General features: G+C 61.7%; 12 protein-coding genes and 1 pseudogene. 11 read left to right on the top strand and 2 right to left on the bottom strand.

Annotation, left to right across the window (positions count from 1 at the left end; all coding sequences use genetic code 11):
* The 5 genes and pseudogenes from BST44_RS30735 to BST44_RS27635 form a co-directional block, all read left to right on the top strand.
* Window positions 1-383: pseudogene (locus tag BST44_RS30735) on the top strand (hypothetical protein); the annotation flags it as partial.
* A 330-nt stretch (window positions 384-713) separates the two neighbouring features.
* On the top strand, window positions 714-1,304 hold the full coding sequence (locus BST44_RS27650) for a TetR/AcrR family transcriptional regulator (RefSeq protein ID WP_007168385.1): 591 nt from the start codon (window positions 714-716) through the stop codon (window positions 1,302-1,304).
* Window positions 1,305-1,391: 87 nt separating this feature from the next.
* Entirely contained in the window at window positions 1,392-2,693 is a 1,302-nt protein-coding gene (locus BST44_RS27645; RefSeq protein ID WP_007168386.1) for a cytochrome P450, read from the top strand.
* Between the two features lie 11 nt (window positions 2,694-2,704).
* Window positions 2,705-2,896 (top strand): ferredoxin, encoded by a 192-nt coding sequence (locus BST44_RS27640; RefSeq protein ID WP_074021704.1) that lies wholly within the window; start codon window positions 2,705-2,707, stop codon window positions 2,894-2,896.
* 132 nt (window positions 2,897-3,028) lie between these two features.
* Window positions 3,029-4,045 (top strand): LLM class flavin-dependent oxidoreductase, encoded by a 1,017-nt coding sequence (locus BST44_RS27635; protein WP_033717470.1) that lies wholly within the window; start codon window positions 3,029-3,031, stop codon window positions 4,043-4,045.
* A gap of 192 nt (window positions 4,046-4,237) precedes the next feature.
* On the opposite strand, the gene BST44_RS27630 is transcribed toward BST44_RS27635, so the two are convergent.
* Entirely contained in the window at window positions 4,238-5,107 is an 870-nt protein-coding gene (locus BST44_RS27630; RefSeq protein WP_033712834.1) for a metal-dependent hydrolase, read from the bottom strand.
* Window positions 5,108-5,183: 76 nt separating this feature from the next.
* Here BST44_RS27630 and BST44_RS27625 point away from each other — a divergent pair, with 76 nt between their 5' ends.
* Window positions 5,184-5,888: a TetR/AcrR family transcriptional regulator gene (locus tag BST44_RS27625; protein WP_057969459.1), complete on the top strand. Its 705-nt coding sequence runs from the start codon at window positions 5,184-5,186 to the stop codon at window positions 5,886-5,888.
* A 26-nt stretch (window positions 5,889-5,914) separates the two neighbouring features.
* Here the strand turns inward: BST44_RS27625 and BST44_RS27620 are convergent, their stop codons facing one another.
* Entirely contained in the window at window positions 5,915-6,583 is a 669-nt protein-coding gene (locus tag BST44_RS27620) for a TetR/AcrR family transcriptional regulator (RefSeq protein ID WP_023900852.1), read from the bottom strand.
* Between the two features lie 134 nt (window positions 6,584-6,717).
* Between BST44_RS27620 and BST44_RS27615 the strand changes: the two genes are divergently transcribed.
* From BST44_RS27615 to BST44_RS27595, 5 genes are all read left to right on the top strand, one after another.
* The gene (locus BST44_RS27615; RefSeq protein ID WP_007168393.1) at window positions 6,718-7,554 is read left to right on the top strand and encodes an SDR family NAD(P)-dependent oxidoreductase; all 837 of its coding nucleotides are present in this window, start codon (window positions 6,718-6,720) and stop codon (window positions 7,552-7,554) included.
* An 18-nt stretch (window positions 7,555-7,572) separates the two neighbouring features.
* Window positions 7,573-8,496 (top strand): hypothetical protein, encoded by a 924-nt coding sequence (locus BST44_RS27610; protein WP_007168394.1) that lies wholly within the window; start codon window positions 7,573-7,575, stop codon window positions 8,494-8,496.
* Window positions 8,493-10,139, top strand: a complete 1,647-nt coding sequence (locus BST44_RS27605) for a flavin-containing monooxygenase (protein ID WP_007168395.1) — start codon at window positions 8,493-8,495, stop codon at window positions 10,137-10,139. Before BST44_RS27610 ends, BST44_RS27605 begins: the two co-directional genes overlap by 4 nt.
* A 74-nt stretch (window positions 10,140-10,213) precedes the next feature.
* Complete coding sequence (locus tag BST44_RS27600) at window positions 10,214-11,737, top strand: flavin-containing monooxygenase (protein ID WP_007168396.1); 1,524 nt, start codon at window positions 10,214-10,216, stop codon at window positions 11,735-11,737.
* Window positions 11,734-12,702: an alpha/beta hydrolase gene (locus BST44_RS27595; protein ID WP_007168397.1), complete on the top strand. Its 969-nt coding sequence runs from the start codon at window positions 11,734-11,736 to the stop codon at window positions 12,700-12,702. The genes BST44_RS27600 and BST44_RS27595 overlap by 4 nt, the downstream gene beginning before the upstream one ends.
* Window positions 12,703-12,984: the final 282 nt, after the last annotated feature.

Raw genomic sequence — 12,984 nt, 5'->3', positions numbered from 1 at the left:
CGGCGGGTTCGGAGGGCGGGCCGGGGAAACGGATCGGTAGAAATGCCGACACCGCGCCCCGGTCCGACCCCTACACCTATCTGGGCTGCGGGGAGGGCGACATGTTCTTGTGCGCGATCCGCGACGAGCACTCGCGGCGGGCACTGGGTTGGGCTGTGGATGATCACATGCGCACCGAGTTGGTCACCGTGGCCGTGCAGCGGGGGGTGTTCGCGCGCGGTGGGCGCTGCGCGGGTAATGCTGGGACAACGTCGGCGCCGAGTCGCTGTGGTCGAGTTTCAAACAGGAATGCTACTACCGGCACACCCTACGCGACCAAAGCGGAATTGATTGCAGGAGTTGACAATTGGATGAACTTCTACAATAATCAACCAAGGCATTAAGCGATCGGGACGCGCTCACCTATCGACTACGAGCGGACGCTGAACCCTGTCGCGGAAGCAAGTTATCCGTGTCCATTTTTTCAGGGGAACCCCAGACTTCGATCGCGACGTTGGCATCAGCTCGAAGCGTGGCGGTCGCCAAGCCGATGTCGCGAGTTCCACCGGATGATGACAGTGCCATGGTGAGAAGTAGCGGAACCCGGACAGCCAAACCGGCGAAGTGCATTGTTGTCGGCGTGGTCCTCGATAGCCCCGACGGAACACTTGTGCAAGACGCATATCCTGCTCACCATGCCAACAGAGTCCGTTCGCCTCTCGTTTCGCCGGCATATGCGTGAGCAAGTCTTGAGGGCTGCCCGGACCCTCACTATCGAGAAGGGCTGGGATCGCGTTCGCATGGGTGAAGTCGCAGAGCTTGTCGGCGTGTCCCGCCCGACGCTCTACAAGGAGTTCACCGATAAGCAGGGACTGGGCGACGCGCTGGTTGTGGCCGAAGGCGAACGCTTCTTGAATGGCATTCACGCAGTTTTGGCACAACACGCCGGAGACGTCGGCGGGGGCATCACCGCTGCGGTGTCGTACACACTGAAGGAAGCGGAAGCGAGCCCGCTCTTGAAGGCGGTGCTGACATCGAACCGGCCTACGGACAGGACGGTCGCTGAGTCAACCGGTATGTTGCCGCTCCTGCCGACCTCTGCGTCGCTACTGGAGCTGTCCTCGGCAGCCCTCGTGACCTGGTTCAACGAGCACTTTTCAGGCCTGGACGCCAATGACGTCAATGATGTCGCCGATGCACTGGTAAGGCTGACGGTGAGTCACGTCGTGCTTCCGACCGCCGACGCCGAGACGACCGGGGAGCGCATCTCGCGGATCGCACTTCGCTATTTGGGCGTTCATTCCTCCGCAGGCGAGGCGCGTTAACACTAAGGATTTTATGTTCAAATGTTGACTCTGAAGGAATAATTGTAAACACTTGGAGTGGGGCCGCACGAACCTTAGGAGATTCTCATGATTGCCAGCACGACGTCCGCACTGAAAACGTCGGCGGAGCGGCGTTCAGCACGTCCATATGATTCTGCCGACTTGTCCTCGACTGCATTTTGGGCCGGCACCGCCGCCGACCGGGAGAAGACATACGCCGAACTGCGCAAACGTGCTCCCATCAGCTGGCACCCGCGAGTCGAGCACACCATGATCGACGACGGGAACGACCGGGGCTTTTGGGCTGTGGTTACGCATCCGTTGCTTGTCGAGGCGACCCGGCGACACGACGATTTCCTGTCAGGTCAGGGCATTGTCATGGAGTCGATCCCGCAGGAATTGCTCGACACCGCTCAAGGCTTCATTGCGATGGATCCGCCGCGTCATACCAAGATTCGACGATTGCTGGCATCCGCATTCACGCCGAAGCAGATGCGACTGATCCACCATCAGATCGAGGCCAACGCGAAGCGCGTCGTCGACGACCTGGCTCCACAGGGCAAGGCCGACTTCGTCGACGAATGCGCGGCGTTGCTGCCGATGCACAACATCTTCGACATGATGGGCGTGCCGGACTCGATGCGCCGCGACATCGCGTGGGAATCACGGTATGCCGGTGGGTGGAGCGACCCCGAGGTGATGGGCGACGACCCAGTCATACCTCGCCTTTTCCAAGCGATGGGATTCCTAGGCGACGGCGCCCGCGAAATCATCGCTGCACGTCGCCGGCAGCCCGAAGACGACCTCATGACGAACCTCGTTCAGGCTGAAGTGGACGGTGAAAAACTCACCGAAGATGAGATCGTCTCGTTTTTCATACTTCTCACGATCGCTGGGAACGACACCACGCGCCAAAGCACCAGTCATGCGATGAAAGCCTTGACCGACTTTCCCGATCAACGAGCGTGGCTGATGGAGGATTTCGACGGACGAATCAAAGGAGCGGTCGAAGAGTTCGTCCGGTGGGCCACCCCGATCATGACCTTCCGCCGAACGGCAGCTCGCGACTGCGACCTGGGCGGACAACAGATCACCGAAGGTGACAAGGTCGTACTTTTTTACAGCTCGGCCAACTGGGACACCACAGTGTTCACCAACCCGGAAAAGTTCGATTTGTCACGGGACCCCAACCCGCACGTGAGCTTCGGAGGTGGAGGTATCCACCACTGCTTGGGCAATCAGCTGGCGCGGCAGCAACTCGCCGCGCTCTTCCGGGAATTGCTGCACCGCCTGCCTGATATTGAAGTCTGCGGGCCACCCAGCTATACCGTTAGCACTTTCTTCCACGGGGTGAATCATCTTCCCGTCCGCTTCACCCCGACTACGTGAGGCAGCGTGGCATGAAAATCACAGTCGACCGCGATCGATGCTCGTCAATCGGGATGTGTGAAGGCCTGGCTCCCGACTTCTTCGAGGTCAGTAACGATGGGAAACTCCACATCCTGAATCCTGGGCCACCCGAATGTCACAGGGCACTGATCGAAGATGCCGTGGCGAGTTGCCCCACAGGCGCGCTCGCGTTGCACGATTGACAGACTGGCAGCAGCGAGATCCGGTGCAGCTGTTCGGCACTGGCTTCCGGCCGGTCCACGATGACTGCTCCTCGTCCAACGGGCTCGCCGACATCGCTCAGGAGCACAACACAACGCAATGGAGCCGCAGTAGTGAGTACCTTTGGACTCTCTGTCCTAGCCCCTGACCTTGCCGCGATGAAGGTCACCGCCACCGCGGCCGACCAGGCCGGGTTCGACGCGGTGTGGGCATCGGAGTTCTATACCCGGTCGGGATCCATCTCGATGGCGGCAATGGCCACCTCGACTGACAGGTGTCGCATCGGGTCGTCGATTCTCTACGGCGTCGGACGCAGCCCGCTGGTCTTGGCGACCGAGGCGCGCGATCTCGACGAACTGTCCGGCGGTCGCATCGTGCTCGGCATCGGCAACGGCACCAAACGGATGATGAGCAACTGGCACAGCGTCGCCGATACCAGCGCCCCCGCCCTGCGCGTCGAGGAACTCGTACCCCTTATTCGGCGCATCTGGAACCTGCACGAGGGACCAGTCCGCCACGAAGGCCGCTTCTACCAGATGAATCTCATCCCCAGCGGCCCGGTAGACCCGCCTGCGCGCGATATTCCGATCATCACCGCCGCGGTGCGCCCGCGGATGTGCGAAGCCGCCGGCCGGGTCGCTGACGGGCTGGCCGGGCATCCGCTCTTCACGACCGCCTACGTGGAGGAAGTCGTGCGGCCCGCGGTGGCCAAGGGCGCCGCACGCACCGGGCGCGATCCCGACGACGTCGAGATTGTGTCAATGGTCATGTGCTCCATCCACGACGACCCGGAAATCGCCCGTCGCGAGGTCGCGCAACAGATCGCGTTCTACGCATCAGTCAGAACCTACCAACCGCTGCTCGACTTCTGCGGATTCGCCAAACAGGGTGCCGTTATCCGAGAAGCCTTCGCACGCGGTGACTTTGCGGCCATGTTCGACGCGGTGACGGACGACATGATCGACGTGATGGGCGTCGCTGGCACCGCCAGCGAGGTGCGCGCCGGGCTGCGCCGCTACGAGGGGGTACTCGACCACATCATGCTCTACCCGCCGTCGGTGGGTATCGCACCTGAGCGGGTCGGCCAAAACCTCGGTGAGATGATCAAGCACTGCGCCCCCGGCCAGTAACATCCCGGTTCATGTAGGTGCGCCAGCGTCTGTGTCGACGACAACCCGCGGCGGTGAATGAGTCTCCCGTCTAATTCGAAATGACCGGTTCATCGACGGTGTGCTCCTGCCGGTACCGTAGGGATCGCCTTCGACGACGAGTTCGTAAGCCACCTAGTGCCAGTGCTTCTCTGCTCGCGCTCACCGTTGATGCTAGACGCGGCTCCCGATTCGCTGGGCGCCATCGGAGTCGAAGAGTTCTTTGGCCCAGCGTTCGAGGACTTCGGTGCTGTCCCAGTCGTCGGGGTGGAAGCCGGCGCGGGTGTAGGAACGGAAGCGCTGCACCGCGTCCGGGCTGAACAGTGGGGAACGACGGAAGGCTCGAAGGCTGCGCAGTAAGCGCAGTGGGTTGTAGGCTGCGCGGTCACCCGCCAGAGAGCGAGTGGTCTGGATGACCAACTCGGTGAACAAGATGACTGTGGCAATCCGCATTCCCCAGACCCTGGTGCGTTCGGTTCCACCGACCGTCTCGAAGACGTCGAAAGCGACGGCCTTGTGCTCGGATTCTTCTAAAGCGTGCCAGAGCAGAATCGGCCGGACCTCGGTGTCGCCGATCAGCTCTTGTGCCTCGTCGCTGGTCAGAATGATTTCGGCGAACGTCGCCGTGTAGTGCTCAAGGGCAGCCGTCACGGCCAGGCGCATCTTCGGAGAGAATCGCTTCTCGAGCCGGTCAACCAACTTCTTGATGTGCCGATCGATCCCGTCGGTCGGATAGCCCATCGCTTGGAGCCGCTCGTTAAGCAGCCGATGCTGGTGCCGGTGGGTGGCCTCCTGCGCGATGAATCCCTTGACCGCCTCTTGGAGGTCGGGGTCGCTGACCTGGTCACGGTACTGGCGCACCGATCGGATGAAGAAGTCTTCGCCCTCGGGGAACGTTGCCGACAAGGTAGAGACAAAGTGGCTCATCACCAAGTCGCCGTCGACGAAGTGCTGGCGACTGGTCCCAGCAGGCATTGCGAAACGGACACGGCGAGCCTTTGGCAGCACCCTCTTTGCTGGCCGTGTGGGCGACTCACTGGTCATGTGCTACTCCCATCTCCAAGCGGACCTCAATAATCTGACTTTATACCTAGTCAGATTTAGATGACAAACTGTGTCTATGCGTTCAGTCCGGGTGTATCGCGGAGTGTCTGCAGAGCAGCGCCATCAGCACCGGCGTACACGTCTCATCGACGCCGCTATCGAGCTGATCGGTACCCGAGGCGTGGCCGCCACCACCGTGACTGCCGTCTGCGCCGAGTCACGTGTCACCTCGCGTTACTTCTACCAGCATTTCTCCGACCGCGACGCGCTCTTGCGGGCCGTCTACCAGCAGCTCTATGCCACCTTCCAAGACGTAATAGTCCAAGCGATCCCAGACGCCGGCGCGCCACCCGACGTGTTGGCGTATGCCCCCATCCGCGCACTGGTCAACATGATCGAAGACGATCCTCGGCTGGCCCGCATTTTGTTCGTTGAATCCGCAACGGAGCCACTCCTTCGCGAGTTGCGGAGCCAATTGATGGCCGGTTTCGCCGACCTCGTGCTGCGCGAGGCCAGACTTCACCTGGATATCGCCGACTCTGCGGTGGGCGTCGCGCATCTGGCTTCAACCCTCGGTGTCGGAGGACTCTTCGAGGTTCTGCGCCGCTGGCTGGACGGCGAACTGGACTTCAGTACTGATGAACTCGTCCAACACTGCGCAGGTTTCCTGGGCAGCCTCGGCACCTACGTGCTGCTGCAGAACATAGGCGAGGCGCCGGTTCCTGAATCCGGGGCATCGGCAAACGCTCTATCGGCTCGCGGCCACGCCCGGCGATGCTGAGTGCGTGTCCGGTTTGACGCCCACGATCAGGACGGTAGCGTCCCGGGCACGTCATCGACGCTGAGCGCGTGCACCAGATAACGTTCAGCTAGGGTTTCGGCGAGCCGACTGGTGTGTTCGACGATCTCCTCCTGACTTACGTCGAGCAAGCCGGCATGCCAGGCGGTGATCAGCTCGACGAAGCCCCCAACCGCCACCAAGGTGTCCATGCGGAGCGCGGTTTCATCGGCATCCGGTCTCAGATGGGGCTTGCTCGCCGCGACCACGAGGTGCGTCGCCTCTTGCAGGGCAACAGCGCGCCGGTCTTGCAGCGGTGAGCTGCCCACGTGCTGGGTCAGCAAGATCTTTGCCCTGCCGGGATCTTGTGTGATGCGGTCGACCACCATAGAGATGGTCATGCGAATAGTCTCGAGGGGCGGCTGCCCGACGCGTTCTGCGAGGGTCGCGGAAACCTCACCGAGCATCTCGTTCCGTACCCCGTCCCAGGCGGCAACCAGCAACTCGTCGCGGGTCTTGAAGTCTTCATAGAAGTAGCGGTCGTTCAGGCTGGTCCGGGAGCAAACGCCCCTCATGGTGACTGCGGCCCAACCGCTTTCGCTCCAGATCTCGGTCGCGGCATCGATCAGACGCTGCCGACGTTCCGCGCGGCGTTCCGCGCCGGTACGCCCGCCCCATCGTTTCGCCTTCGTCCGCACATTTCCATCTTGACAAAGCAACGTAGGTCACACCAAACTGACGGCATGTGCCCACAATGGTGGCTGGTGCCACCAGTTGCTTTCGAGGCAGCGACGGAATCAACCGTCAGATCGCAGCAACGGCGGATACTCCGATGAGGCTGCTGCCGTTTGGGAATCCCCCCCGCCGGAGTGACCGTGCCGACGCGGTGATCACCGGTGCAGGCAGCGGCATTGGCCGCGCATTTGCCGTCGAGCTGGCGCGCCGGGGCGGCCGTGTGGTGTGCGCCGACATCGACGGCATTCGCGCCAAGGAGACAGCGGACCTGATCTCCAAGCTGGGCGGTCATGGCATCGGCGTTGTTTGCGACGTCTCAGACGAGCATCAGGTCCGGGATCTTGCCGATTCGGCCGAGAAGTGGTTCGGCGGCGCTCCCGGACTGGTGATCAACAATGCCGGAATTGGCGCTGGAGGCAACGTCGTCGGTGCGACATCCACGAGCGATTGGTCCGCGACGTTGTCGGTCAATCTGTGGGGAGTCATCCACGGCTGCGAAGTCTTTGTCCCGCGGCTCCGGGAACGTGGATTCGGAGGGCTCATCAACGTCGCGTCGGCGGCAAGCTTCGGTGCGGCCCCCCGCATGGCCGCCTACAACGTGAGCAAAGCGGGCGTACTCGCGCTGTCCGAAACCTTGGCAGCCGAGCTCAGCGGAACCGGCGTCACGGTGACCGTCCTATGCCCCACCTTCGTCAAAACAAATATCGTCGACAATCCACGCATCGAGGAATCGGCGGCCACGCTAGCCGCCAACTTGATGAAGTGGACCGGCGTATCACCAGAGTCGGTAGCACGAACCACCCTGGATGCGCACGACCGCGGCCAGCTATACGTCCTGCCGCAACTCGACGCCAAAATCCTCTGGCAGCTCAAGAGAACCATGCCGGGTACCTTCACCCACGCGATGGGACTCATCCAGCGAATAACGCGTTGACACAACCTAGGAGGAGACATGGCTTTCGAATACGGCGATATGCTGCAGACGATTAAAGACCGCCAGTGGGCGCTGGCCGACATCGACTGGGACGCACCGGGTGCCGAGTTGATCACCGACGAACAGCGCCCCAGCCTGAAACAGTTCATGTCAGACGTGGTATGGATCGAGCATGTCGGTGCCCGCGCTTTCGCGGCCATGGCCCCCAAGGCGCCGTTCGACGCGTTGGGTGAGATTTACAGGTATTTCCACGCCGAAGAGCAGCGGCACGCCAACGTGGAGCTCGCTCTCATGCATCGCTGGGGGATGCTCGAGGAGGGCGAGACTCCGGTGCCGAACAAGAACATCCGGCTGGTCATCGAATGGCTGGACCGATACGCCGAAGCACTTCCGTTGACGGTGATCGGTGCTGCCATACCGGCTTTAGAAACCGCTCTGGACGGAGCACTGTTGAAGTTTTTGGTGGACGAGGTGTCAGATCCCGTGTGCGGCGAAGTTTTCGCCAAGGTCAACAGCGACGAGTCTCGCCACCTGGCGGTGGGTTTTCAGGTGCTCAACGACCTGGGCGCCAGCCCAATGAGGATCCATGCGATTCAGACGGTGGGAGCTCTTATCGACCCGAGGGTACTTACCGGTGCGTTGCTTTACATCCCGCTGCTGACCCGGATGCTGATAAACCTGAACGCCTGGGGCCTGTCCGAGGAAAGGCTGTACAACGCAGTCACCCGCTACTCGAACGTCGGCGATCGCAGCGAGCACACCCGCCGTGTTCCCCCCTATCACATCCTCAAGGCCCATATGTCTGCCACGATCAAGCACTCCCAACCGCTGCACTTCATCTCGCAGCGCCTCGGTAGGGTGATCGACCACTTCCCCACGCAAGTGCTCGGCAAGACGCCGTCATGGACTGATGAGCTGACCTATGAACCGGTGGCCAGATGAGCGACACGACCAGTGTTCTGATCATCGGAGCCGGCTTTGCCGGACTTGGCACGGCGATCCAACTACTCAAGCGGGGTATCGACGATTTCGTCATCCTGGAGCGCGCGGGCGAGGTCGGAGGAACCTGGCGTGACAATAGCTATCCCGGTGCCGCCTGCGACATTCCGTCATTGTTGTATTCGTACTCCTTCGAACCAAATCCGGACTGGTCGCGTGCGTACTCGGGAAGCAGCGAGATACTCGCCTACATCAAGGCCATGGTCGACAAGCACGCGCTGGCGCGCTTCATCTGTTTCCACGTCAACGTGACCGGCCTGGCGTTCGACGAAGACAGCGGCACGTGGACCGTCGAAACGGATGGCGGGTCAAGCTACCGGTCGCGCACGGTGGTGATGGCAAGCGGCCCACTGGCCAATGCAAATTTTCCTGACATTCGCGGACTGCACAGCTACGCAGGCCACAAAATCCACAGCGCGCGCTGGGATCACGACTATGACATGAGCGACAAACGTGTTGCGGTAATCGGTACCGGGGCGAGCGCGGTGCAGATTGTTCCGGAATTGGTGAAGACGGCGCGATCAGTCAAAGTGTTTCAACGGACGCCCGGTTGGGTGCTTCCCCGGCCTGATTTTCCGCACCCCAGTGTTGCCAAGGCCGCGTTTGGTCGGCTACCGATTCTGCAGAGCGCCGCTCGCCAGGCATGGTTTTGGGCGCACGAAGTCATGGCCGTCGGCATGGTGTGGAACACCCCGGCCACTACCGCCATCGCCTGGGCGGCCAAGGCGAACCTTCGTCGCCAGGTGAAAGATTCGTGGATGCGGCGACAACTGACGCCCGACTTCCGGCCCGGCTGCAAGCGCATGCTGATGACCAGCGACTACTATCCGGCTCTCCGACAGAACAATTGCAAACTCATCACCTGGCCGATCGCGACCATCTCGCCCATCGGCATTCGCACCGCGGACGGCATCGAACACGAGGTGGATTGCATCGTATTCGCGACCGGCTTCGATGTGTGCAAGGCCGGCACACCGTTTCCCATCACCGGCGTGGACGGTCGAAAGCTTGCGGAGGAATGGTCTAACGGCGCCTACGCCTACAAGAGCGTCAGCGTCTCAGGCTATCCCAACCTCTTTTTCACCTTCGGGCCGAATTCCGGGCCAGGACACAACTCGGCCTTGGTCTACCTGGAAGCGGAGATCCGCTACATCGTCGACGCCATCGGCATAATCATCGAAGGCGGTATTCAGACCTTCGACGTCAAAGAGGACCGGCAGAACAGCTATCACGCCCAACTCCAGCGTCGGCTTGCCGGCACGACGTGGAACTCCGGATGCAAGAGCTGGTACCTCACCGAAGACGGCTATAACGGGACCATGTATCCCGGCTTCACCACCCAATTCGCCCGACAACTAGCGAGGGTCGAGCTCGACGATTACTCGATGAGTTCACAGCCCCCTCCCCGCAAGAAGCCCAGGCGGGCGCGGCCCGAGTTGGCCGCGGAGAGTTCGCACGGCGCAAGCAAAGGAGGACGGCAGCGCAACGACGATCGCGTGTCCGTCGACAAGCGCGAAGGTGTTCGTTTCTCGGCGCAAACCGCTTCACCCGAGGCAGCATCACCGCGGATGGTGGATCGTGCTTGAGCCGCGACTGGCTCCGGCTAGGCAGTCGGCGACAGGTGCCTGGCATCAGCCCCCAGATAAGCCAGAAGGACGGTATGGACCACAGCGATAAGCACCGCTTCGAAATCATCGTGATCGGTGCAGGATTCTCCGGGATCGGAATGGGGATAAAACTCCTGAAAGCCGGCTTTTCGGACTTTCTTATTGTCGATGAGGCAGACGACGTAGGCGGAACGTGGCATTGGAACACCTATCCGGGCATCGCCGTCGACATTCCGTCGTACAGCTACCAATTCTCCTTCGAAAAACGGTCGTCATGGTCGCGGACGTATGCGCACGGCAACGAGTTGAAGGACTACGCAAGACACTGCGCGCACAAGTACGGTCTTAGCCCACGAATCCGCTTCGCCGTCAAGGTGACTGAAGCTTGGTTCGATGAGGACGCGACCCTGTGGCGCTTGCACACGGCCGCAGGACAGGACCTATCCGCGCGCTTCGTGATCAACGCCTCGGGCGTCCTGACACGCCCCAAGCGGCCGGATATCTCCGGTGTCGATGATTTCGGCGGGATCACCATGCATACATCCCGCTGGGACCACAACGAAGACATCGCCGGCAAGAGGGTGGCTGTCATCGGAACGGGCGCGTCGGCAGTGCAGTTGATCCCGGCAATCGCGAAAGACGTCAAGGCGCTGACCGTGTTCCAGCGCACACCGATCTGGTGCCTGCCGAAACTGGACTTCCCGGTGCCGCGGCTGGCAAGAGGGTTCCTCAAATACGCTCCCGGCGGACAACTCGCGGCGCGCGCAGCGAGTCAAACCTTCGTCGAAGTCACGTTCCCTGTCGCCGCTCACTTCCACACCGCCATTCCCTTGGCGTCACTCATCGAGCGTGCCGCGTTGCGGTACATGCGCAGCCAGGTGACCGACCCCGCCGTCCGTCAAAAACTGACCCCCCGTTACGCGCTCGGGTGTAAGCGCCCAAGCTTTCACAACGAGTACCTGGCCACATTCAACCGAGACAACGTCCACCTCGAGACCAGTCCGATAAGCCACTTCGATGCCGCCGCCGTCCACACCGTCGACGGCCGATCGCACGAGATCGACGTCCTCATCCTCGCCACAGGCTTCAAAGTGATGGAACCGGAGAACATGCCGACCTATTCGCTCAGGGGGATCGGTGGACTCGATCAAGCCAAGTGGTGGGACGAGAATCGGCTCCAAGCGTACGAAGGCGTCAGCGTGCCCGGATTCCCCAACCACTTCTCCATCTTCGGACCCTATGGATACAACGGTTCCTCGTACTTCACGCTCATTGAAGCCCAGACCAGGCACATCGTGCGATGCCTTCACCATGCGCGGTCCCGGCACGCCAACTACGTCGAAATAACCCGGCAAGCCAACGACCGCTTCTTCGCCGAAATGCTCAAACGCCGCCACCGCCAAGTCTTTTGGCAACCCAGCTGCGCAACCGCCAATAGTTACTACTTCGACAAACACGGCGACGTACCGCTACGCCCGACGACCACCCTCGAATCTTTCTGGCGTAGTCGCACCTTCGACCTTGGTGACTATTCGTTCGAGCGGCGCACCACTGAAAAGGTACTTAGCTCATCGTGACAACCCTTTACTCGGAACAGCATCCGAGCACGGCAAGTTATCTCATCGCGACGTCGGCCCGCGGGATCCTGCGCCCACTGACGCAAGCACTACCGTCTAACCAGTACGGGCTCGCGGTAATGGACCGGGTGCTTCGGGCGGCGCTCATTGCGTCCCGCCCGCGGCGCGGATTGCGAGTTGAACAGGTCGACACCGTCTTTGCTGGCGATCGGGTGAGAGGCGACTGGATCGTTGCCCCGGACGTCGACCCGGACGGGCCGCCGATTCTCTATATCCACGGCGGCGCCTTTTCCATGTGCTCCCCGCAGACCCATCGTGGTCTGCTAGGCGAACTGTCTGCCGCGTCGCTCAGGCCGGTGTTCGCCGTCCGCTACCGCCTGGCTCCGCGATACCCGTATCCCGCGGCCGCCGACGACGCACTGAGGGCCTACCGGTGGTTGACCGGCTCTGAAGAATCGGCGTCAAACCGCACGGTGGCGATCGCGGGAGATTCGGCGGGCGGCCAACTCGCCGTCGCGACCTCGTTGGGCGCGCTCGCACATCGCTCCCCGCCGCCCGATGGCATGTTACTCATGTCCCCCGTCGTCGATCTGACGTGCCAGCTGGCGATGGCACGTGAAACTCGCCGCCGCGATCCTTTCGCATCGGCCCGGTCCGCAACGCGTGCGCTCAGCCTCTATGTAGGCGATGCCCACCCGACCGACCCCCGCGTCAATGTCCTCGCCGCAGATCTCACCGGCTTGCCGCCGACATTGATCCAGGTCGGTGGAAGGGAGATGCTGCTCGACGACTCCCGTCAACTCGCCGAGCGCATGCGCGCCGCAGGAGCATCCGTGCGGCTTCAGGTGTTTCGCGGCCAGATTCACGTGTTCCAAGCCCTGTTTCGACTCTTGCCCGAGGCGCGTCACGCTTTGCACCTCAGCGGAGCGTTTCTCACAGACAGGGCCGAAGACACGTTTCCTTGACGCACGGGCCGAACGCAGGCAGGCGGCTAGCGCGCAGCAACCGCTTTTGTCACGCCCCACCGCGAAGGACCCGTTTGACAAACAGGGCAATTATGTATAACTATTAACATTGGTGGCCCAACTGTAAACAGCTGGTCGATCCTCCATCCCACGACGACCACAGGCCGGGGAGCGACAATGGTTAACCCGCTACACGCACCCGTCGATAAAGCCCGGGAACGGTTATCTTCGGTCATCTTGATTCCCGCGCCGCAACGGGTGGACGACGGACTTCGCCGGTGG

Origin of the sequence: Mycobacterium scrofulaceum (assembly GCF_002086735.1) — a bacterium.
Taxonomy (GTDB): Bacteria; Actinomycetota; Actinomycetes; order Mycobacteriales; family Mycobacteriaceae; genus Mycobacterium; species Mycobacterium scrofulaceum.
Note: the sequence above shows the minus strand (reverse complement) of the source record. Positions and strands in the feature narration are given on the sequence as shown.